Raw genomic sequence first — 22686 nt, forward strand, 5'->3', positions numbered from 1 at the left:
TCCTCGCGGCGATCCTTATGTCTTCAGCAGATTTTCCAGCTTCTTGACCGCGGTGTCCGGATTTTCGCCGTAAGCGATCGTGCCGGTGAATTTGCCTTCGGAATCGAGAAGGAAAACGGAGGCGGTGTGGTCCATCGTATAATCGCCGTCCGGCTTCTTCTCGTCCAGCGGGATTTTCTTGGCATAGACCCGGAAACCCTTGACCATCTCCATCACCTTGTCCGGCGGACCGGAAATGCCGGTGATGCGCTTGGAAACGTTCGAAACATATTGGCCAAGGACTTCAGGCGTGTCGCGTTCCGGATCGACGCTGATGAAATAGGCCTGCAGCTTGGTGCCGTCCGGATCGACCTTTTCCAGCCAGCCGTTCAATTCGAACAGGGTCGTCGGGCAGACTTCCGGGCAGTGCGTGAAGCCGAAGAACAAAGCCGTCGGCTTGCCGGTGAAAGCCTTTTCGGAAATCGGCTGGCCCGTCTGGGACACGAGTTCGAAGGGCACGCCGAAAGGACCGGCCGCGATCTGGTCCTTCGACGCGGTCATTTGATAGGTCATCCAGCCGAGGGCAGCCGCGACGACGGCGACGGCAGCCCAAAGAACGATGCGAAGTGCTTTCATGATGATGTCCGGTCCATTTAACCAATCTCGATGATCAGATAGACCTTCGGACCGCAGGTTGCAAACGTTCGGTCGGCCAGCGTCAATATGCGGCAGGCAGGATCAGAAACACCAGGAGAGGCCGTTTTCGGCCATGGTCAGGAAGATCTCCGGTCCCTGGACGATCCATCCGAGAAAAGCAGCAAGGAACAGAATAAGGCCGCCGCCGGCAAGGGCGGTGACCATCAGGGTTTGCGGGGGCTTTTTCACGTCATCTTGCATGCCGCCATGATACCCGGGTGCGTTGAAGATTGAAAGGCGCGGGATGGCGCGTTTCCGGCGTGGTCAGCGCATTCGAATCGCGAGAATTCGGCACTCATTTTAGCGAATGTTTAATTTGTGTTTGCCATGTTCTAAGCGCGTGAAGGGGGGCTAAATCCCCTTGCTGACATGACGTCGCCGGTTGTCCGAGTCCGGTTTCCCGCATCATCATTCCCTTTGTCTGCGCGCGCGACGCTCGCTGCCGCACTCACGAATTGGATACTGCCGCATGACGTCTGCACAACTCGACCGTAAACTTTCCGTCAGCCAGCGGCTCGGCACTCTTGGGTTCGCCGCGTTCATTGGCTTCGGTTCGATGCTGGCTGTTGGCTGGTATCAGAATTCGCATGTCAACCAGGCGCTCGACAAAGCCATCATCGCGCAGGCTGCGATCAAGAACGCCGAGACCATGCGGCTTACCAGCGTCGAGCTGACCCTGGTGGCGATGGATACGATCGTCGATCGCGAGGAACGCCAGGTCGCGCCGGAACGGTTGAAGGCGATCGCTGATTTCACCTCGGTGCTGGAGGCTGGAAAGGCTGGGGCAATAGAATTGGCCGCATCTCTTGGCAAGCCGGAGATCATGGCGTCGTTCGAGGCCGATCTCGCCGAGATGACCAAGGCTATTCAGGTCGACCTGAAGAAAATGGTGGAGGAGGGCGCTCCTGCGGACGCCTATGGGGCGATCGATGATACGATCGATGGCACTGGCGAGCGCATGGCCCTATCGCTTGGAAAATTGTATGAAGAGGCTGGCTCGGCGCTTGCTGCGCGCGTCGCCGATGCTACCGCTCGCTCACGTGAATCCCTCCAGTTCCAGATCGCCGTTGGGCTCCTTGCCATGGCGTCGCTGATGGGCATGCTCTATTTTCATGGCAATGTCCTTCGCCGTGGCATTTTTGCGGTGCGCGACAGCATGAAGCGCATCCTGAAAGGCGACTACGAAACCGCAGTTGACGCGGTCAACCGAAGCGACGAGATCGGTGAAATGGCCCGTTGCGTCGAGATGTTCCGGGCAGCTGCTGTCGAAAAACGTGATATTGAACAGTCGGCAGCGACAAGCCGCAGCGAAAATGAAGCCGAGCGCGCGGCCAGTGAAGCAGGCCGCGCTGAAGAGGCGCGGCAGGTGCAGTCCGCAGTCACAGCACTTGGACAGGGCCTGAACCGCCTCTCTGAAGGTAATCTGACCGCTACAATCGACCAGCCGTTCCGCGACGATCTCGAAACGTTGCGCCAGGACTTCAACCATACGGTCGAGAAGCTGCAGAGCGTGCTCTCCAGCGTCCGCGACAACAGCAGCTCGATCCAGTCCAACAGCCAGCAGATGCGCGGCGCTGCCGATGATCTTGCCAAGCGCACCGAGCAGCAGGCTGCCTCTCTCGAAGAAACCTCCGCGGCGCTGGACCAGATCACTGTTACCGTGCGCACCGCCACCCAGCGCGCCGAGGAGGCGAGCCAGATGGTCGGCGAGACGCGCACCAACGCGGAAGAATCCGGCCGTATCGTTCGCGAAGCGGTCGAAGCTATGGCCCGGATCGAAAACGCATCGTCCGAAATCGGCAAGATCATCAATGTGATCGACGAGATCGCCTTCCAGACCAACCTGCTTGCGCTGAATGCCGGTGTCGAAGCCGCCCGCGCCGGTGAGGCCGGCAAGGGTTTTGCCGTGGTAGCACAGGAGGTGCGCGAGCTCGCCCAGCGGGCAGCGGGCGCTGCCAAGGATATCAAGGTTCTGGTCGGGCGCTCCAGCACCGAGGTCGGAACCGGTGTTCGACTGGTGCAGGAAACCGGCGAGGCGCTCGGGCGTATCGGCACGGATGTGGTGCGTATCAACGAGCACATGACGTCGATCGTGATGGCCGCCCGCGAGCAGTCGACCGGTCTTCAGGAAATCAATACGGCCATCGGCCAGCTGGATCAGATGACCCAGCAGAATGCGGCGATGGTCGAGGAAACCAATGCCGCCAGCCATACGCTCGCACAGGATGCCGAAGGCCTGACCGCGCTGATCGGCCAGTTCAAGCTCGGCGGCGGCGCGTTCGCTCCGCAAATTCGTCAACCGGTCCGTGTCGCCACATCGGCCACCGCGCGCCCCGCGCCGTCTCCCGCCAAGGCCCTGATGGGCAAGCTGGCGGGTGCCTTTAGCAGCCCCGCGTCGTCCGTGCCGAAGGCATCGGGTTCCGCCGAAAACTGGGAAGAGTTCTGATCATGTCAAACGCAATCAAGCAGTCCGGTGCCTATCTCGAAATCGTTTCGTTCCACCTGGGTGATCAGGAATTCTGCATCGACATCATGGCGATCCGCGAAATTCGCGGCTGGGCGCCCGTGACGCCGATGCCGCATACACCGCCCTACGTCCTCGGCCTTATCAACCTGCGTGGCGCCGTCATCCCGGTCATCGACATGGCCTGCCGCCTCGGCATGAAGATGACCGAGCCGTCCGAGCGCTCGGCGATCATCGTCACCGATATCGCCGGCAAGCTGGTCGGTCTCTTGGTCGAGCAGGTCTCCGACATGATGACCATCAAGAGCGAAGACCTGCAGCCGGCGCCGGAGATCATTCCGGAGGCGCAGCGCGCCTTCTGCCGCGGCATCGTCGCATTGGAAAAGACCATGGTCTGCTTCCTCAACCTTGATACGGTCATTGCCGACGAACTGGCGCAGGCCGCGTGAGCTGATATCTGCAAATTGGCAAGCACCGCGCGGGAAACCGCGCGGTGTTTTGCTGCGTTCGTGATAGATTGGTCGTTGGCAGAAGCCCGGCTGGTTTTTCCCGACACTCCGTTTATTGTGCGATGCGAAATACGGGCGCCGTTCTCTGCCCGAACCTCTGTTGCAATGATAGGAGACTGCCGTGCGATGCCTTCTGCTCGTCGATATCCAGAATGGCTTCTGCTCGGGGGGAAACCTTGCGGTACCGCATGGCGAGGATGTGGTGCCGGTCGCCAACCGGCTGATCGCCCAAGGCAAGTATGATCTCGTCGTCGCCTCGCAGGACTGGCATCCGGCCGATCACGGCAGCTTTGCCTCGCAGCATCCCGGAAAGAAGCCTTTCGAGATGGGTACGCTAAACGGCAGGCCGCAGATGCTGTGGCCGGATCATTGCGTCCAGGGGACCCGCGATGCCCAGTTCCATCCCGGCCTGAATTTCGCCGGCATTGATCACGTGCAGCGCAAGGGGGCGAATCGTGAGGTCGACAGTTACTCCGCCTTTCGCGACAACGATCACGCCGCGCTGACAGGACTTTCGGGTTACCTGATCCGGGCACGCGTCGGCACCCTCGATATTTGCGGCCTTGCCACGGATTACTGCGTCAAGGCCTCGGCGCTTGACGCGAAGGCGATGATGCCCGGCGTTAATGTCCGGTTTATTGCCGATGCAAGCCGCGGCATCGATCCCGCCGGCGTGCAGGCGGCAATTGCCGAAATGGCCGCGGCAGGCGTCCGCATCATTACTTCCAAGGATGTCTTCGCCGAACGGTAGCGCCGTTACTTCGGCGCACCGTTCGTCCAGGTCACCGGCTGGCCGAAGAGCGGAATGGTCGAGATCGACATCTTGGCGGAGCCGTCGGTCAACTCGCGCGAATGGGCGAGATAGATCAAGGTATTGTTTTTCTTGTCGTAGATCCGGTTGACGACAAGTTTCTTCCAAATCAGCGAAAGCCCCTCGCGAAAGACTTCCTCGCCTTCCTGGCCGAGATCGATATCGCCGATCGTCACCGGCCCCGTCTGGCGGCAGGCGATCGAATTGTTGGAGGGGTCCTCGAACCAGTTGCCCTTTCTCAGGCGGTCGATGACGCTGCGGTCGAAATAGGTGACGTGGCAGGTGACTCCGGCCACCTTCGGATCGGTGACGGCATCGATCAGGATATCGTTGCCGAGCCAGTCGACGCCGACCTCGCCGACGGTTTCGGCCTGTGCGGGCAGGGATGCAAGGATGGCCGCGAAAAGGGCACAAGCGCTGAGAAGGCAGAGGCGAAGGGGAAGCGGCATTGATTGTTCTCCGGAAGCGTTTTCCCTCACATAGGATGGCCGCTTGGCAATGCAAGCCGCACGCTCGGCAGCACCGCCGGCAACGTCAATCTTAGCCGACGTTCGACAGGGGCGGTGCTGAGGCAACCGCCATGGCTGCTGCAGCGCGCATCTGCGCAGCGGGTCCTGCAAGCGCCCTGGCGCTGGCTGAGGAAGCCGCTTCAAGGCTATCGGCAATACTCAACCGGTCGCGTCCCATCGCCTTGGCTTCGTAGAGCGCCACGTCCGCCTGCATCATCAGATCGGCCAATGCGCCGCCGGACTTGGCGATGGCGATGCCGATACTGACCGTCAGTGCGATCGTCATGCCTTTGCCGGCGCTGGCCGGCGTTGTCCTGACAGCCGTGCAGATGGCCTCCGCGACCGCGACCGCTTCCGCGCGGCCGACGCCGGCCAGAACAATGCCGAATTCCTCGCCACCCAAACGCCCCAAAATACCGCGCCCGGCAAGCGTCTGTTGAACAATCCTGGTAAAGTGCCCAAGCGCTGCGTCGCCGCCGGCGTGGCCGTGCTGATCGTTGATCTGCTTGAACCGGTCGAGGTCGAGCAGCATGAACGCCGTCTGGCGCCCGTAGCCGGAGGCGGCGTGGGACATCCGCTCGCATTCGGCCATGAAGGCCCGCCGCGACAGGGCGCCCGTCAGTTCGTCATGCGCGATCAAATGACGAAGATTGGCGATCATCCAGCCGTGCAACAGCAGAACGACGCCCAGCAAAAACAGCGGCATCATCAGTTGACGGGCAGCCACAAGCGCTGTTGTCCACATCTGCGGCTCGACGGCGCTGCCGAAATCGGTGGTGGCGGCAATGGCGCGAAGGGCATTCAGGGCAGCCATCGCAAAGGCGGACACGCAGCAGAACAGCACGTAAGGTGCGATCGCCCGTTGCCTCGACCAATGGCGCATGATCATGATGCCAGTGAGGAAATAGATCAGCCCCGCCAATCCGGCACTGAAAGCGACGCAGACATCCCGACTTTCGAACACGTGGCTGAAGACGCCAGGGACGATAGCCGTGCAGGCAAGGGTTGCAACGAGCAGCGGCAATCTGAGCAGTTTTTGCCCAAGGAAGTCACGGAAACCGTTCAAGGCGGCCAGAGACGCAGCCACCGTCAGCGTTGATCCGGCCACCACATCGAACCAGGGGGGCGCAATCGTCGATGTAAGAACGGCGCCGGCGGAAAGCATCGAAAGAATGCATGCGAGGCAAAAGCTGCCAACACCCGGTACACCGCTCTTGCGCAATAGCAGCAGTACGGGAAGCATCACCGCAAGGGCAATGACGGCGATGGCGGAAAGGAAGCTCATAGGCGTGGATTCCTGCCGGGCGGCGCTGAAAATGGTTGGGTCCGTTTGCGCGGATAAGCCCGAATTCGTAGTCGCAGCGCTTTAATTTTTTCGGCCGAAATTCGCTGCAATTTTATCCAAACAGCACACACCTCGCGATTTCCGACGCTATTTGCACGGCGGCGGACAGCGTTACCGCGCTCCACCACTGATTTAGGTGCCGCAAGCTTGCATATGCATCATCGGCAAGGGGCCGGATGCGCACGCCGCACGAACCGAATTCCATTTTGAGTGGACTGAAACTGTCGGCTGCATGATGTGGAATGAGATCGGAAATCGCGTCGAGCAGGGAGGGCCGCGCGCAAGGGGGAGGGGTGCGAAGGGAATGCGCGGGGCCAGAACGAATACAGTAAGTCCGAGAAAAAGCCCCGCTATCTCCACAATATCGTCAAAAATAAAGGTTTTGAGACCAAACGCAGGCGCCGACCGCCGAGCCTCGGCTCGGTGCTGGCGTTGATGCAGCCATGTGTCCGTTGGACCGCAATATCCCTGGCGGCGAGGGTACAACCTTCGTCGCCCTTTTCTGTGCCGCAATGCTGTTCTTCCTCCCGCATCCTTCTCCTCGATTTCGCGGGGTCAGCGTAAAGGAATTGGTTACCATACTTTGTCATTCTTCTGATCGATCGGCATGCCCGGGAAAGCGCAGAGTTTGGCGCCCCTCAAGCATTGGACCGGCCTCCTCGGCAATGCGTTCCGTTGCCTTCGGATTGTGTAATGCGTTTTGGGTAACGAGTATCATGGCGTTTGCGGTCGAAAAGTTCAGTCATGTCGCCTCATCCGGCAAACCGGCAGGCCGCTCGAAAAAGGCGCATTCTCTCGTCTCCGGCGCGGCCTTTATAGGTGTCGGCATCGCCGCTTCGATGTGGGTGATCGCGACCTTTGCGGCCATGCAAACCATGGGGCCATCGCTGCCGTCAGACAATCAATCTCGTCTGGAGGCCTCCCTGGGGCTCAACGCGATCGTGCGCGCCGCCCCGCAGCAGCGCGTGGTGCGGCTCACCAAGTTCTCGCGGCTGACAGTCCTGCCGCGCATCCATCTGGCCTCCACGCTTGTGCCACAAAAGAGCATCGCGGCCGTTGCGCTGGCGAAACCCCCTGTCGATTTTATCGAAAAGACGCAGGTTTTGGCGCTGGCGAAGGCGGCTGCGGCGAGGGGTGACGACGTAATCACTGGCTCGACGCCCGTGATGGCCAATGCGCTCATCGAAAACGTCTCGCTCAAGCAAGGCTTGGGCAAGCCGTTCAGCCTCGTGATGGAGGAACCGGCCTCATCGCTGAATGGAATGTTGCCGGATCTGGGGCCGACGCCGCTTTCCAAGCCGCGGAGCCTCGCCGACAGCGCCGGCAAACCGGCCAACCGGACCAGACAGCCGGGGACCAAGGAACTTGCCTATGCCAAGCCGGATCTTCCCATGGACGATGATGACGAGGTTCGTCCGACTTTCCGCGGCCGCAAGGGCGTTGCCTACTACGATATTTCGGCCGGCGTGGTTTACATGCCGAACGGCGAGAAGCTCGAGGCGCATTCCGGCATCGGCAAGATGCGCGACAATCCCGCTTACGTCCATGTGAAAATGAAGGGCCCGACGCCGCCCGGTACCTACAAGGTGACGATGCGCGAGTCACTGTTCCACGGTGTGGCGGCCGTGCGCCTGACGCCGGTCAATGGCGTCGCGCCGCATGGCCGCGTCGGTCTGCTCGCCCACAGCTATCTCTTGCGCAACCGCGGCGACTCGCATGGCTGCGTCGCCTTCGAGGAGTATCCGCGCTTCCTGAAAGCCTTCAAGCGCGGGGAAATATCGCACATGGTCATCGTCAAGAGCATGAAGGGTGGCTTCTCCGCGCCGAAGAAGACGCTGGCCTCGCTGTTTTCCAAGGGCGTATAAGCCGTCGCTTGCGGCCGGATCACCCCACGCGGATCGCGAGACATATAAATTACATTGTGCTAATGTGCCCCCTCTCGAGGAGGGGGAGATGTTTGCTCCGGATCGGGCCGTTGTCGTCGCATTCAGTCTGTTGCTCTCCGCTGCAACCCCGTCCGTTGCTGCGCAATCGATCGGCAAGGCCATTCACATCAAGACTGCGGTGACGGGGGCGAGCGGTGAGCTCGCGATCGACGATCCGGTGTTCCAGGACGAACGAATCAGCACGTCCCGATCCGGGCTGGGCCAGTTTGTCTTCCGGGATGGGACCAAGCTCGCCGTAGGGTGGGGCTCATCCGTGGTTATCGACAAGTTCGTCTTCGATGGCTCGCGTTCGGTGAAGAAGCTCACCGTCAAGGCGGCCAAGGGCACGTTTCGCTGGATAAGCGGAAACTCCAAACACGCCGCCTATGAGATTTTGACGCCAGCCGGAACGATCGGCGTTCGCGGGACCGTTTTCGATTTCTATGTCGGTGCCGACGGCACGACCGCCATGGTGCTGTTGGGCGGATCGGCCAGTTTTTGCGGCCCGGGCGGCTGCCGAGAATTGAGGCGGCGTTGCGACTGCGTGGTTGCCACCCGCAACGGAGGCCTGACCGAAACCCGCCCGGTCGACCGCGGCATCTTCAAGACGCTCGGCAATACCAAGGCGCTGCCGTTCCTCTCCGGCAGCCAGAGGCTTTCAGCGGGCGGCGGCGGCGGTTGCGGCCTTGCGAACGTCGTCGATATTCGGCCCGACCGCATCCCTGCGACCGTTCGCGAGCAGCGCGATGTGCCGGATAAGCCGGATATACCCGACAAGGACGATAAGCCCGACAAGCCGGATAAGGACAAGCCGGACAAGCCGGACAAGCCGCGCGAGCGCGACAGGCACCACAACCATCATGATCGTGACGGCAACAGCGTTGACGACGGCAGCCAGCATCACGGTGACCACGACGACGGCTACCATCGCGGCCGCAACAAGGACCGCAACGATCGCGGCAAGAGCAGGAAATGACGGGAGGGATCGTCGCCGGCGTGGCGCTCGCGATGTTGCCGTCAACACGGCTTTGTACCGCCGAAATGCCGCTGCGGGCATGAGGTGTCATGTTTTCCCGTCAGGATGGACGCGCGGCGCTACGGCGGGCCGCTGGAGAAAATGGTCGGCTCGGCGCGAGATGCGGCGATAGAATTCCGCCAATCCCACCGGCAGTTCCGCCGCCTTGCGTTTTGCCACACGTAGCATTTTGCGGGCAGCCGGCGACCGCGATGCCATGGCTTCGATCAGTTGCCCGTGAACATGCTTCAATGTGGCAAAATCGGGGGAGATGGCGAGGCGCTCGTCGCCGACCACCGCGAAGGTGCGGGTTCGCGTACTCTTACCCTTGAGCGCCAACGCACCCGCCTCAAGAAGTGCATACTGCGGCGCCAGGCTCGCAGTGCTCTCAGACACCAGAATGTCGAAACAGACGTCCTTGCAGGCCGCCTCGATGCGTGCGGTGACGTTGACGGTGTCGCCCACGGCGGAATAATTGAAATGGGTCTCGGCGCCCATGTTTCCGACGCAGGCTAGGCCGGTATGGATGCCGATGCCGATGCCCACGGACTGTCCATTTCCAAACCCGAAAGCGTCATCGGCATTGAGGCGGGCAAGCGTCTCGCGCATGGCCAATGCGGCACGGACCGCCTTGACCGCATGGTCCCCGACATCGACGGGCGCATTCCAGAAGGCCATGATCGAATCCCCGATGAACTTGTCGAGGGTGCCCTCGTTCTCGATGACATGGCGGCTCAGCGCATCAAGAAGGGTGTTCAGGAATCCGACGACCGCGGTGGGCGCCAACCGCTCGCTGATCTCGGTGAAGTTGCGGATGTCGACGAACATCACCGTCAATTCCCGGTCGTCGCCGCCGAGACGCAGGGCGCCCTGGGTGTGCTCGATGCGATAGAGCAGCGAGGGGGAGAGGTAGTGGCCAAAGGCGGCGCGGACCTCCCGGCGTTCCCGGTCGATCACCAGGAAACGGAACGCGGTTGCCGCGAAATGCGTCATCGATCCGCTGATGATCGGCGCCAGGGGATCAAGCAGGAGGCCGCCGTAGAGGAAGGCAAGCCACGAGGCGGCGAGAGCGAGCGCCGTGATCAGCAGCCCGCAGGCCAGCGCTACGGCGGGGCTGACGAATGTGGTGAGGATGACGAGCAGGGTGCCCGCAACCGCGATGGACAGGATTTCAAGGCCGTCGGCCCAGTCGGGCCGCGAGAGGAACCGCCCGGACAGGATCTGCTCGACGGTCTGGGCCTGGAGCGAGACGCCGGGCACGTTCTGACCGAGCGCCGTCGTGCGAATGTCCTGGAGGCCCGCGGCCGAGGTGCCGATGAAGACGATGCTGCCTTCCATTGCCGCGGCTGTTGCGGGCGAAACCCCTTCGGCAGCCAGTATCTGTCGCGCCGAAATATACCTGTCCGCCCTGTCGGGAGTGACATAGAGCCAGAGTTCACCGGCTGCCGTCACCGGGACGACGAAATCTCCGATCTTGATCAGGGTAATGGTGTCCGGCGCATCCGGCGCATCGGCGAGCACGTAGGTGGACGCGCCCTGCGCGACGCGCAGCGCTTCGAGCGCAAGGTTGGGATAGAGTTGTTGCCCGTCGCTCAAGAGCAGAGGCACGGTGCGCACCACCGCCGACGGATCGCCGGGGTTGAGGCTGATATGGCCGATGCCGGCGGCATTGGCCTCGAGTTGCGGGCGCAGGGGTGTCGCGCTGGTGATGCGGGGCGGCGCGTGGAAGGGCGGTTCGCCGGTGAAGGCAAAGCCGGCCTTTACCTGAGGCCGGTCGTTGCCCTCGTTGGAGAGTGCAAAGCCGAGCACGACCGGCTTTTCAGCGATCGAACGGGCGAAAATTTCGTCATTGTCCGGGAGCCGTTCAACGAGCGAGGGATCGACCCCGGCGACATCGCGCATGACCGTGCGTGGCGAAAGGCGATCGGGTTCGGAGAAGAGAATGTCGAATGCGATCGCCGCCGCTCCCATCTCCGAAAGCCTGTTCACCAGTTTGGCCATGCGGTCCCTCGGCCATGGCCATTGGCCGAATTCTTTCAGCGACGCTTCGTCTATGTCGACCACGCGGACCGGCAGATCCTGGAATGCCCGCGGCGCGATGCGCTGATACTCGTCGAACGCGACTGCACGGGCCTGCCGCATGAGTTGAGGGTCACTGGCGCGCAACATCGTCAGGATCGCCACGATCATCAGACCGACGATGACGCCAACTTGCTGTGCACGTGTCATGACTACGCCATCCGCCCCTCTGGCATCGAGCCTAGCACAGCCGGCGCCGATGGGGAAAACAGGCGTTGGCGGCTGTGAGCGGGTGGCTTTCAGAAGGGACTTTTCCCGCTCGCACCGGTGCGGGCAGCAGATTCTTGTCGGGCGCCTTTGTTGCTGCGGCCTCCTCTTTGGTGTCGTCATCCTCGGGCTTGAACCGAGGATCCAGAACCGGAGCCAACCCACGTCTGCGCGTTGGGTTTGTGTGTGGATCCTCGGGTCAAGCCCGAGGATGACGACCGGGAGGGCACGGTTCCATCCTTCACGCGCGATCGCTCGCCGTGTTTTTGGTTTCTGTTCGGACGGGGCGCTGAAAGCTGCCTCGTATGAATAGAATAGGTGACACCTCTCAGCGCCCCGTTCGGCGGTTTTTGCCCGCAAACTCGTTCCGCTACGGCCTTGTCGGCCCTCTGTGCGATTGCACGCCCGCAGCAGCATCGGCCTGCGGAGGGGAACCTTCTTGTGAGCCCCGGCCTCGGGGACGTCCGTCCTTTCCCCGAACCCGCCGCCGGCCCCGCCTCGTTGCCACGGCTGGCAGTGTATCCGTGGGCGGGACGAGCGGATTATGGCATGGGTGTGAGGGGCGGGGATTTTGCGGGTGATTTTTTCGCGGCTGGGGGTCGGCATTGGCGCTTGACCGAAGTTTGTGGGCTTGGGCTTTGGGCTTTGGAGAGCGCGGCTGTGGATCCTCGGGTCAGGCCCGAGGATGACTACCTTGGGTGGATCGCGCCAATAGCAAACATCCTACCGCCGGAGGTATCCGGTTTTCTCCGCCGAATTCCTCCCCTCCGTCACCCTCGTCCTCGGGTTAAACCCGAGGATGACCCGAGGATCCAAGCCGAGCGTCACACCCGCTCCACAAACCCGTCCAGCACCCGTTTCTGCCCGGCCCGGTCGAAGTCGATCGTCAGCTTGTTGCCCTCGATGCCGGCGATGTTGCCATTGCCGAACTTGATGTGGAACACGCGGTCGCCGACGTTGAATTTCGAGGGCTCGTCGATCTTCGACTTGGCCACGAGTTCGCCGTCGATGGTGCGGGCGCGGGGGCCGCTCTCACCGTAGCCGATGCGCTCGATCGAGACGCCGGAGCGGGAGCCCCAGTTGTCGCGGGTGGCGTCGGTCTTGTTGGCCTGGGCGCGTTTCCAGCCGGGGGTGGAATAGGCGTTGGCGAAGGGTTCCTGCTTGTCGAAGCGCGACTGGCCGTAGCCGCCGCGGTTGTAGCCGCCATAGGACTGTTCGGTCTCGGCGACGTCGACATGGGTGACGGGCAATTCGTCGAGGAAGCGCGAGGGCAGCGTCGATTGCCACAGGCCGTGGATGCGGCGGTTGGAGACGAACCAGATGTGACAGCGGCGTTTTGCCCGCGTCAGGCCGACATAGGCGAGGCGGCGTTCTTCCTCCAGCCCCGAGCGGCCCCCCTCGTCGAGCGCACGCTGGTGCGGGAAGAGCCCTTCCTCCCAGCCGGGCAGGAAGACGGTTTCGAATTCCAGGCCCTTGGCCGAATGCAGTGTCATGATCGAGACGGCGTCGAGGTTTTCGTTCTGCTCGGCATCCATCACCAGCGCTATATGTTCGAGGAAGCCGCGCATGCTCTCGAACGCTTCCATCGAGCGGATAAGTTCCTTCAGGTTTTCCAGGCGCCCGGGGGCTTCGGCCGACTTGTCGTTCTTCCACATGTCCGTATAGCCGGACTCTTCGAGGATGGTTTCGGCAAGCTCCGTATGCGGCGTGGTTTCAAGCAGGCCCTGCCAGCGCTTGAACATGGTGACGACGTCGAACAGCGATTTGCGCGGCTTGGCCTTCATCTCGTCGGTTTCGATGAGATCGGCAGCCGCTGCGAGCATCGGGATATTCCGGCTGCGGGCATAGTCGTGAAGGCTGCGCACCGTCGTATCGCCAAGGCCGCGCTTCGGGGTGTTGACGATGCGTTCAAAGGCGAGGTCGTCGGCGGGCTGGCAGACGAGGCGGAAATAGGCCAGCGCGTCGCGGATTTCGAGCCGCTCGTAGAAGCGCGGGCCGCCGATAACGCGGTAGTTCAGGCCGAGCGTGACGAAGCGGTCTTCGAACTCGCGCATCTGGAAGGAGGCGCGCACCAGGATCGCCATGTCGTTGAGATCGTGCTTCTGGCGCTGGAGCTGCTCGATCTCCTCGCCGACGGCGCGGGCTTCCTCTTCGGAGTCCCAGGCGGCATGGACCTGCACCTTGTCGTCGTCCGGATTGGTGCGGTCGGTGAACAGCGTCTTGCCGAGGCGGCCTTCATTGTGGGCGATCAGATGGGCGGCGGCGCCGAGGATGTGCTCCGTCGAGCGGTAGTTGCGCTCCAGCTTGATGACCTTTGCGCCGGGAAAATCCTTCTCGAAGCGCAGGATGTTGTCGACCTCGGCACCGCGCCAGCCATAGATCGACTGGTCGTCGTCGCCGACGCAGCAAATGTTGACGGTGCCGCCTCTGATTTCCCCCCTTGAGGGGGAGATGTCGGCGAAGCCGACAGAGGGGGGTGAGCCACTTGCTGCAGAGGCCTGCCGCCTACCCCCCTCTGTCCTGTCGGACATCTCCCCCTCAGGGGGGGAGATTGGGCCGCGTGCGCGCGGCCGTTGGGCAAGCAGCCGCAGCCACATATATTGCGCGGTGTTGGTGTCCTGGTATTCGTCGACGAGAATATAGCGGAACTTGTCGTGATATTCCTTCAGCACGTCCGGATGGGCGCGGAACATGCGGATCGGGTGGAGCAACAGATCGCCGAAATCGCAGGCGTTCAGCGTCATCAGCCGGGCCTGGTAGGCAGCGTAGAGCTCGCGGCCCTTGCCGTTGGCAAAGGAGCGGGCATCGCCTTCGGGGATGTCGGCAGGGCCGAGGCCCTTGTTCTTCCAGCCGTCGATCATCTGGGCGAATTGCTTGGCCGGCCAACGCTTGTCGTCGATGCCCTCGGCCTGAATGATCTGCTTGATGAGGCGCACCACGTCGTCGGTGTCGAGAATGGTGAACGAGGACTTGAGCCCGACAAGTTCGGCATGGCGACGCATCAGCTTGACGCCTATCGAGTGGAAGGTGCCCATCCAGGGCATGCCCTCGACGGCCGAGCCGACCAGCACTCCGATGCGCTCCTTCATTTCGCGTGCCGCCTTGTTGGTGAAGGTGACGGCGAGGATCTGGCTCGGATAAGCGCGGCCGGTCGTCAGGATATGGGCGATGCGGGTGGTGAGCACGCGGGTCTTGCCGGTGCCGGCGCCGGCGAGCACCAGAACAGGGCCGTCGAGGGTTTCGACGGCGTCGCGCTGTTCCGGGTTCAGGCCGGAGAGATAATCGGGTGCCCGATGCTGGTCACGCGCTGCCATGGCGCGGGCGGCGATGCCACCGGCAGGGGCGGGCGGTGCCGGCTGGTGCCCGCGCGCAGGACGCGGCGCCGGCTCCTCATCGAAGAAGGGAATATCGTCAAATCCATTGCTCATGCGGCTCAATGTAGTGATTCGGCGCCGAAAGGCCAGAATTCCGTTCTTCTTTTATTCCGTGAAGTCCAGCTTCTTTGCGCCGGCAACCGCTTTTGTGCCGCGATCAGGGCCGATGATCGGCATCGAAGACGGGATCGACGGGAACCTGCAGCGCGGTTGCCAGCTGGTTGGTCTTGGCGGCGAGCGAAATGACGCGCAGGAGATCGGCGTGCATTTCGGCGGTCATGCCCTTGGCCTTCGCAGCTGCCGTATGGGAATGGGCGCAGTAGCCGCAGCCATTGGTGACCGAGACGGCGACATAGAGCATTTCCTTGGTCAGCGGATCGAGCGCCGACGGCGTTGCCATCACCGCCTTGACCTCGGCCCAGGTATCTTCGAGCAGGCCGGGATCGAAGGCGAGGTAGTGCCACATATTGTTGATGAAATCCGACCTGCGAGTGGCGCGGATGTCGTCGAACACCGCCTTGACGCGGGAATTGGCTTCCGGGTTCTGATTTTTGGCGATGGTGCTCATGGGGCCTCCGGGCTTCGTTTGATTGAAAGCGGCCGCTCTGGACCGAAAATGGCTTTCATTACAAGTGCGTAATGATGGTATTCTGGCATTGCCCGGGCTGCGGCAAAAGGGGATAGTTGGCGTTGTTGATGGACCCCGCGCGCCGCTGTGGCCGGGAGCCGTGGATTTCAATGGAGTTCCTTGATGCGGCTTTGGAAGCAGCTGTCGATCAGTCTGATCATTCTTGCGGTGGGCCTGGGTATCTGGGTCCGCTTCGTGCCGGGCGCCGGCGCGATGCTTGCCAAGGCGGGCGTGCCCGGGCAGTTGCTGGTTTTTGCCGCAAAGCCGGCGGATGGGGTGGGCGGCCAGGGACAAGGCCAAGATTCCGGCCGGCGCGGGCAAGGCGGCGGTGCGCCGCTCGTTGTCACGCAGCCGGTGGATAGCGCCGTCGTCAACGACAGGCTGAACGCGATCGGCAATGGCGAGGCCATCGTCTCGGTTGCCGTCACGCCGCAGGCGACCGGCAATTTGACCGAGATTCTCGCCAAATCCGGCGATCAGATCGAGAAGGGCCAGGTGATCGCCCGGCTCGACAGCGACGAGCAGAAGATTGCGGCGGCCCAGGCCAAAGTCGCCGTCGACAGTGCCCGCGAAAAGGTCGAGCGTAACCGCAGGCTCGGCAATGCCGTCTCTGTTGCCGTATTGCGCGAGGCGGAATTCGCCATGCAGGCCGCCGAACTCGCCCTGCAGACGGCCGAACTCGATCTCAAACGCCGCGACATCGTCGCGCCGTCGGGCGGCGTCGTCGGCATCATCACCGTCAATCCGGGAGACTACGTCACGACCTCGACGCCGGTCGCCGTCGTTGACGACCGCTCGCAGGTCCTCGTCGATTTCTGGGCGCCCGAGCGGTTCTCAACGAAGATCTCCGTCGGACAGGCGGTCACTGCGTCGGCCATCGCCCTGCCGGGCTCGGAGTTTTCCGGTGCCATTCACGCCATCGACAACCGCATCGACCAGGCAAGCCGGACGCTGAGGGTCAGGGCGCGGATCGATAATCCCAACGATACGCTCAGGGCCGGCATGTCCTTCTCCGTTTCGGTCCGTTTCCCCGGCGACCAGTATCCGACGGTCAATCCGCTGGCGATCCAGTGGAGCGCCGACGGCTCCTATGTCTGGCGCGTCGATCAGGAAAAGTCGCAGAAGATTCCGGTGAAGATCATCCAGCGCAATTCCGACAAGGTGCTGGTCGAGGCGGAGCTTGCCAAGGGCGATGCCGTGGTGATGGAAGGCGTGCAGCGCCTGCGTGACGGCGGCGCCGTGCGTGTGGCGAGCGACGAGAAGCCGCGGCAACAGAAGCCGCAACAGGGCGATCAGGAACGGAAGGTCTCCGAAGCGGAGGCCACGAAATGAGCGGGGCAGGCGACCATCACGAAGCAGGGCGCACGGCCGGTTTTACCGCATTGTTCATTCGCCGCCCGATTTTCGCGCTGGTGGTCAACACGCTGATCATTGTCGCAGGTCTCGCGGCCTTGAACGGCATCGAGATCCGCGAGTTGCCCCAGGTGGATCAGCCGGTGGTGTCGGTCAACACGACCTTCGACGGGGCTTCGCCGGAGACGGTGGACCGCGAGCTGACCTCGGTGATCGAGGGCGCCGTCTCGCGCGTCCAGGGCATCAAGGATATTTCCTCGACCTCGCAATATGCCCAAAGCCGCGTCACGCTGCAATTTTCCGATACGACCGATATCGGCCAGGCCTCCAATGATATCCGCGACGCGCTCGGCCGGGTGGCGAACCAACTGCCCGAGGATGCTGACGAGCCGCGCATCGTCAAGGCCGACGCCGACAGCCAGCCGATCCTCAGGCTGGCGCTGACGTCCGATACGCTGTCGATGGAAGACCTGACGCTGCTTGCCGAAAATGAGATCACCGATCGGCTCGCCGCCGTCGAGGGCGTTGCCGACGTGCAGATCAACGGCGACCAGGAGAAGATCTTCCGCATCGACGTCAACCAGTCGAAGCTCGCCTCGCGCGGACTGACCGTCGCCAACCTGCGCGACGCGCTGGCAACTGCCTCGCTCGATGTGCCGGCGGGATCGCTGACCAGCGCCGACCAGGACATTTCGGTGCGCGCCACTGCGGGCCTGCAGACACCGGAGGAATTCGAGAACCTGATCCTCGGCGACAATGTGCGGCTTGGTGACATCGCGACGGTGACGCTCGGCCCCGATATAGGCACGTCGTCGCTGAGGTCTGACGGGCGTCAGGGCATCGGGCTCGGCATCATCCGGCAGGCGCAGTCGAACACGCTCGATATTTCCGAGGGCGTGAAGAAGGCGGTGGCAACGATCGACGAGATATTGCCCGAGGGTACGCAGCTCAAGGTCACCAGCGACGATGCCGTGTTCATCGACGGCGCCATTCACGAGGTGGAGATTGCACTCGCCGCCTCCGTGATCATCGTCACCATCGTCATCTATCTCTTCCTGCTCGATTGGCGGGCGACGCTCATCCCGACGCTGACCATGCCGATCGCCCTGGTCGGCACCTGTGCGGCGATCTATATCGCCGGTTTCTCGATCAACATCCTGACGCTGCTGGCGATCGTGCTGGCGACGGGGCTGGTGGTGGATGACGCCATCGTCGTGCTCGAAAACATCGTACGGCGGCGCGGTGAGGGCATGGGGCCGCGGGCGGCGGCCGTGCTTGGTACGCTCGAAGTGTTCTTCGCGGTCATTGCCACGACGGCAACGCTTGTGGCGGTCTTCGTGCCGCTGTCGTTCCTGCCGGGACAGACGGGCGGTCTGTTCCGCGAGTTCGGTTTCGTTTTGGCTTTCGCCATCCTGCTCTCGGCCTTCGTGTCGCTGACACTCTGCCCGATGCTGGCCTCGCGCATGCTGAAACCGCATGGCGAGGAGCATGGTCACACCGGCTTCATGGCCAGGATCGGCATTTTTGCGGCCGGTTTCTACCGGCGAACGCTGCGGGCCTGTCTCAACTCACCGCTGATCGTCTTCATGGTGGCAGTGATGGTGACGGCGGCGGGCGCCGGCGCCTTCACGCTGCTGAAGTCGGAGCTGACGCCGACGGAAGACCGCGCCCGCATCATGCTGCGGATGCAGGCGCCGCAGGGCGTTTCACTGGAATACACGCAGGCGCAGATGCGGCGCGTCGAGGAGGGACTGAAACCGCTCGCCGACAGCGGCGAAATCGCCAATATCTTCTCCATTTCCGGACAGGGCGGATCGGTCAACAGCGGCTTCATGGTGCTGACGCTGGCGCCCTGGGGCGACCGCGAGCGTACCCAGCAGGAGATTTCCGCCGACATCACCAAAATGACGGCGAATATCCCGTCGATCCGCGTCTTCCCGATCCAGCCGAACAGCCTCGGCATCCGTGGCGCCGGCAATGGGCTGCAGGTGGCGCTGGTCGGCAACGACTACGGCAAACTCGGCGTTGCGGCTGCAAAACTGGTGCGGCAGATGGAAGACAGCGGCCGTTTCGAAAACGTCCGCCTGAACTACGAGGAGAACCAGGCGCAGCTTTCGGTGACCATCGACCGCGAAAGGGCATCCGATCTCGGCATCGATATCAAGGGCCTGTCGTCGGCGCTGCAGGCGATGCTCGACGGCAACAGCGTGCTCGATGTCTATGTCGAGGGCGAGGCCTATCCGGTCAAGCTCCTGTCGACGACCAACCCGGTCAATGATCCGACCGACCTGCAGAACATCTTCCTGAAGACCGGCGACGGCAAGATCGTGCCGATGTCGTCGATTGCGACCGTCGAGGAAAAGGCGGTTGCGCCGCAATTGGCGCGCGAATCGCAACTGCGCTCCGTCTCGCTCTCCGCCGGCCTGACATCCAGCCTCGCGCTCGGCGACGCCCTGTCGATGGTCGAGCAGATGGCCGCTCCGCTCTTGCCGCCGGGATCACGCGTGGTGCCGCTTGCGGAGGCAGCGACGCTCGACGAGAACGCCAACGGCATGTTCATCACCTTCGGCTTTGCGCTCGTCATCATCTTCCTGGTGCTGGCCGCACAGTTCGAAAGCCTGGTCAGCGGTCTGATCATCATGTCGACCGTGCCGCTCGGCCTTGCCTGCGCCGTCTTTGCCATGGTGATGACCGGTAACACGCTGAACATCTACAGCCAGATCGGCCTGGTGCTCCTGGTCGGCATCATGGCAAAGAACGGCATCCTGATCGTCGAGTTTGCCAACCAGCTGCGCGACCGCGGCGAAGATCTGCGCTCGGCCATCGAGAACGCGGCGAATATTCGGCTCAGGCCAGTGATGATGACGATGATCGCCACCATCGTCGGCGCCCTGCCGCTGGTGCTGGCAAGCGGCGCCGGCGCCGAGGCCCGCATCGCGCTCGGTGGGGTGCTGGTCGGCGGCCTCGGGCTTGCAACGGTCGTCACGCTGTATCTGACGCCGGTCGCCTATCTGGTCATCGCCCGGTTTACCAAGCCGCATGTCGATGAAGAACGGCGGCTGCACCGCGAGCTGGAACAGGCCGAAGCGCTGCAATTGGCTGAAGCTGCGGAATAAAGGGCTCCTCCGGGCCGCCTTCCGGCAGGCAATTGCATAGGGATTTGCCGCTTGGTGGCGCGAAGCGCCGGATGAGGCTGGCACCGAAATCTCCGAGACCCCCTCATCGCCTCGCATACGCTCGGCACTTCTCCCCGCCGGGGAGAAGAGGGAGCCAGTCGCAATCGTCGACCATTCACTGCTTCAGCTGCCGTGAGCGGCTCATTCGGGAGCTGCGATGCGAATGGGACGTGTTCCGACCGGGGCGCCGGTCGCGCGGTCGATGGTGACGGGATCGATCTCCGTTCCGGTCTCGGCGTCGAAGAACCGGGTCACCTTGCCCCCGCCGCGATGCTTGCGTCCCCACGCGCCAATCGCAAACAGAACCGGCAGAAAGTCGCGGCCGGCTTCCGTCAGCACATATTCGTCCCGTGGCGGACGGTCGGAATAGCGGCGTTTCTCCAGCAGTCCCTCCTCGGTCAGGCCTGAAAGCCGCCCCGTCAGCATCGTCGGCGCGATACCGAGGCTCTTGCGAAAATCATCGAAGCGGGTCAGCCCCGCATGGGCGTCGCGCATGATCAGCATGCTCCATGCGTCCCCCACAAGCGCCAGGCTGCGGGCGATCAGGCAGGGCTGATTCGAAAGATTCTTCATGTCCATATCTTTTTAGTAGTGACTTGCTATTAAATTGATAGTAACTGATTGTTCATCGATGTTCCACGACAAAATGAAAGCGGAAGAGATGAGCAAGACAGAACGCGGCGTTGCCCTGGTCACGGGGGCTTCCTCCGGCATCGGGCTGGTGACGTCACAGGCGCTGCGGCGCGATGGCTACCGTGTCTTCGGTACCAGCCGAAAGCCGATGCCAGACACCGCGGATGGGATCACGATGCTGGTCTGCGACGTGATCGATGACGCATCCGTGCAGAGCGTCGTCGACGAGGTTCTAAGCCGCGCGGGGCGGATCGATCTTCTGGTCAACAATGCCGGTCTCGGCCTCTTAGGGGGCGCCGAGGAATCCTCGGTCGCACAGGTGCAAGCCCTGTTCGACGTCAATCTGTTCGGCGTCATCCGCATGACCAATGCGGTGTTGCCGTCGATGCGGCGGCGCGGCAAAGGGCGCATCATCAACATCGGCTCGGTCTTGGGCCTCATACCTGCGCCGTATGCGGCTCATTATTCAGCGGCCAAACACGCAATCGAGGGCTATTCGGAATCACTGGATCACGAGGTTCGTGCCTTCAATATTCGCGTCTCAGTTATCGAGCCGGCGTTTGTCCGTACTGTCTTCGACCAGAATGGGATCAAGCCGGATTCCATATTGAATGAATATGATCGCGCTCGAGCTGACGTCGACGCGCTCCTTCGCGATGTGATGCCTAAAGCCGATCTGCCGGATGTGGTGGCCGATGTGGTCGTCAAGGCCGCGACCGATGCCCGTCCGCGGCGGCGCTATACCGCTGGCAAGGCAGCGCAGCAAATCAGCCTACTGCGCCGGTTTGCCCCCGCAGAGATATTCGACAAGAGCTTGCGCAAGCAGTTCCGCTTGCCGGCCTGACGGCACTGCTGGCTCACCACAGAAACGAAAGTTGATCCGATGAAATCATTCCTGATCGATCGCTATGCGAAAGGCGGCGCTCTGCGGCTCGGCGAAAGTCCTGTGCCGGAGTTGAAGGACAACGACGTCATGGTGGAGATTCATGCCGCCGGAGTGAACCCCTTGGATAGCAAGATCAGGGACGGAGAGTTCAAGCTGATCCTGCCCTATCGCCTTCCCCTGGTGCTGGGCAACGATGTCGCGGGCACCGTCGTCCGGGTCGGGGCCAAGGTCCGGCAATTCAAGCCCGGCGACGAGGTCTATGCACGTCCGGCCCAGGATCGCATCGGGACATTCGCAGAGTATATCGCCATGGACGAGGCCGATGTAGCAATGAAGCCCAACAATCTGACCATGGAAGAGGCCGCATCCATTCCGCTTGTCGCCCTGACGGCATGGCAGGCGCTTGTCGAGCGGGCCAACGTGCAGAAGGGGCAGAAGGTCCTGATCTATGCCGGATCGGGCGGCGTGGGCGTGATCGCGATCCAGCTTGCCAAGCATCTCGGGGCATATGTGGCGACGACCACGAGCACGGCCAATATCGCTCTTGTGAAAGATCTCGGCGCAGACGTCGTGGTCGATTACAAGAAGGATGACTTCGAGAAAGTGCTGCAGGGCTACGACGTCGTGCTGAACAGCCTCGGCAAGGACACGCTGGAGAAATCTCTTGGCGTGCTGAAGCCGGGCGGAAAGCTGATCTCGATTTCCGGTCCGCCCGATCCGGACTTTGCGAGGCAGAACGGCTCGGGGTGGCTGCTTCAACAGGTCATGCGCCTGCTGAGCTCTGGCATCAGGAGAAAATCGAAACGCCTAGCGATCAGCTATTCATTTCTCTTCATGACAGCGAATGGTGGGCAGCTCGGAAAGATCACCTCCCTGATCGAGGCGGGTGACATAAGCCCGGTGATGGACCGGGTCTTCCCCTTCGCGAGGACCAACGAGGCACTGGACTATGTCGAAACGGGTCGCGCGAAGGGGAAGGTCGTCGTCGCAGTGAAGTAACGCCTGGGGGGCAAGGGGCCAAAGGCATTGCCACCTGGAGCGACGGATTGAACCAATTGCAGAGCAAGGAGGCACTGCAATGAGTGATTTAATGCCGT

At 62.3% G+C, this 22686-nt stretch carries 17 protein-coding genes; 9 read left to right on the forward strand and 8 right to left on the reverse strand.

Annotated features, from left to right (window positions below):
• Positions 1-15 precede the first annotated feature (15 nt).
• A complete protein-coding gene (locus tag ACSQ2W_RS15060) occupies positions 16-615 on the reverse strand; it encodes an SCO family protein (RefSeq protein WP_436086975.1) in 600 nt (199 codons plus the stop codon).
• A 102-nt stretch (positions 616-717) separates the two neighbouring features.
• A complete protein-coding gene (locus ACSQ2W_RS15065) occupies positions 718-864 on the reverse strand; it encodes a hypothetical protein (protein WP_436086976.1) in 147 nt (48 codons plus the stop codon).
• 280 nt (positions 865-1144) lie between these two features.
• Here ACSQ2W_RS15065 and ACSQ2W_RS15070 point away from each other — a divergent pair, with 280 nt between their 5' ends.
• The 3 genes from ACSQ2W_RS15070 to pncA all read left to right on the forward strand — a co-directional run bounded on the left by ACSQ2W_RS15070 (position 1145) and on the right by pncA (position 4399).
• Entirely contained in the window at positions 1145-3121 is a 1977-nt protein-coding gene (locus tag ACSQ2W_RS15070; RefSeq protein WP_436086977.1) for a methyl-accepting chemotaxis protein, read from the forward strand.
• A gap of 2 nt (positions 3122-3123) precedes the next feature.
• Positions 3124-3588 (forward strand): chemotaxis protein CheW, encoded by a 465-nt coding sequence (locus ACSQ2W_RS15075; protein ID WP_018326507.1) that lies wholly within the window; start codon positions 3124-3126, stop codon positions 3586-3588.
• A 181-nt stretch (positions 3589-3769) separates the two neighbouring features.
• Positions 3770-4399 (forward strand): bifunctional nicotinamidase/pyrazinamidase, encoded by a 630-nt coding sequence (gene pncA / locus ACSQ2W_RS15080; RefSeq protein WP_436086978.1) that lies wholly within the window; start codon positions 3770-3772, stop codon positions 4397-4399.
• A gap of 5 nt (positions 4400-4404) precedes the next feature.
• Here the strand turns inward: pncA and ACSQ2W_RS15085 are convergent, their stop codons facing one another.
• Positions 4405-4908, reverse strand: a complete 504-nt coding sequence (locus ACSQ2W_RS15085) for a CreA family protein (protein WP_436086979.1) — start codon at positions 4906-4908, stop codon at positions 4405-4407.
• A 91-nt stretch (positions 4909-4999) separates the two neighbouring features.
• The gene (locus tag ACSQ2W_RS15090) at positions 5000-6253 is read right to left on the reverse strand and encodes a GGDEF domain-containing protein (protein WP_436086980.1); all 1254 of its coding nucleotides are present in this window, start codon (positions 6251-6253) and stop codon (positions 5000-5002) included.
• Positions 6254-7029: 776 nt separating this feature from the next.
• On the opposite strand from ACSQ2W_RS15090, the gene ACSQ2W_RS15095 reads away from it, so the two are divergent.
• Positions 7030-8178, forward strand: a complete 1149-nt coding sequence (locus ACSQ2W_RS15095) for a DUF2778 domain-containing protein (protein ID WP_436086981.1) — start codon at positions 7030-7032, stop codon at positions 8176-8178.
• Positions 8179-8266: 88 nt separating this feature from the next.
• Positions 8267-9214, forward strand: a complete 948-nt coding sequence (locus ACSQ2W_RS15100) for a FecR family protein (RefSeq protein WP_436086982.1) — start codon at positions 8267-8269, stop codon at positions 9212-9214.
• 87 nt (positions 9215-9301) lie between these two features.
• Here ACSQ2W_RS15100 and ACSQ2W_RS15105 read toward each other — a convergent pair whose 3' ends face one another.
• The 3 genes from ACSQ2W_RS15105 to ACSQ2W_RS15115 all read right to left on the reverse strand — a co-directional run bounded on the left by ACSQ2W_RS15105 (position 9302) and on the right by ACSQ2W_RS15115 (position 15481).
• The gene (locus ACSQ2W_RS15105) at positions 9302-11482 is read right to left on the reverse strand and encodes a CHASE2 domain-containing protein (protein ID WP_436086983.1); all 2181 of its coding nucleotides are present in this window, start codon (positions 11480-11482) and stop codon (positions 9302-9304) included.
• An 881-nt stretch (positions 11483-12363) separates the two neighbouring features.
• On the reverse strand, positions 12364-14967 hold the full coding sequence (locus tag ACSQ2W_RS15110) for an ATP-dependent helicase (protein ID WP_436086984.1): 2604 nt from the start codon (positions 14965-14967) through the stop codon (positions 12364-12366).
• A gap of 103 nt (positions 14968-15070) precedes the next feature.
• Positions 15071-15481 carry a carboxymuconolactone decarboxylase family protein gene (locus ACSQ2W_RS15115; protein ID WP_436086985.1) on the reverse strand — a complete coding sequence of 137 codons (411 nt, stop codon included), beginning with the start codon at positions 15479-15481 and terminating at the stop codon, positions 15071-15073.
• Positions 15482-15664: 183 nt separating this feature from the next.
• Here ACSQ2W_RS15115 and ACSQ2W_RS15120 point away from each other — a divergent pair, with 183 nt between their 5' ends.
• Both ACSQ2W_RS15120 and ACSQ2W_RS15125 read left to right on the forward strand, forming a co-directional pair.
• Complete coding sequence (locus tag ACSQ2W_RS15120; protein ID WP_436086986.1) at positions 15665-16873, forward strand: efflux RND transporter periplasmic adaptor subunit; 1209 nt, start codon at positions 15665-15667, stop codon at positions 16871-16873.
• Positions 16870-20010 carry an efflux RND transporter permease subunit gene (locus ACSQ2W_RS15125; RefSeq protein ID WP_436086987.1) on the forward strand — a complete coding sequence of 1047 codons (3141 nt, stop codon included), beginning with the start codon at positions 16870-16872 and terminating at the stop codon, positions 20008-20010. Before ACSQ2W_RS15120 ends, ACSQ2W_RS15125 begins: the two co-directional genes overlap by 4 nt.
• Before the next feature lie 201 nt (positions 20011-20211).
• On the opposite strand, the gene ACSQ2W_RS15130 is transcribed toward ACSQ2W_RS15125, so the two are convergent.
• Positions 20212-20643 carry a winged helix-turn-helix transcriptional regulator gene (locus tag ACSQ2W_RS15130; RefSeq protein ID WP_436080885.1) on the reverse strand — a complete coding sequence of 144 codons (432 nt, stop codon included), beginning with the start codon at positions 20641-20643 and terminating at the stop codon, positions 20212-20214.
• 88 nt (positions 20644-20731) lie between these two features.
• On the opposite strand from ACSQ2W_RS15130, the gene ACSQ2W_RS15135 reads away from it, so the two are divergent.
• Both ACSQ2W_RS15135 and ACSQ2W_RS15140 read left to right on the forward strand, forming a co-directional pair.
• Positions 20732-21547, forward strand: a complete 816-nt coding sequence (locus ACSQ2W_RS15135; protein ID WP_436086988.1) for an oxidoreductase — start codon at positions 20732-20734, stop codon at positions 21545-21547.
• A gap of 39 nt (positions 21548-21586) precedes the next feature.
• Complete coding sequence (locus ACSQ2W_RS15140) at positions 21587-22588, forward strand: NADP-dependent oxidoreductase (RefSeq protein WP_436086989.1); 1002 nt, start codon at positions 21587-21589, stop codon at positions 22586-22588.
• Positions 22589-22686 lie beyond the last annotated feature (98 nt).

The sequence above is a fragment of the Pararhizobium sp. LjRoot255 genome (assembly GCF_964252905.1).
Classification (GTDB): domain Bacteria; phylum Pseudomonadota; class Alphaproteobacteria; order Rhizobiales; family Rhizobiaceae; genus Pararhizobium.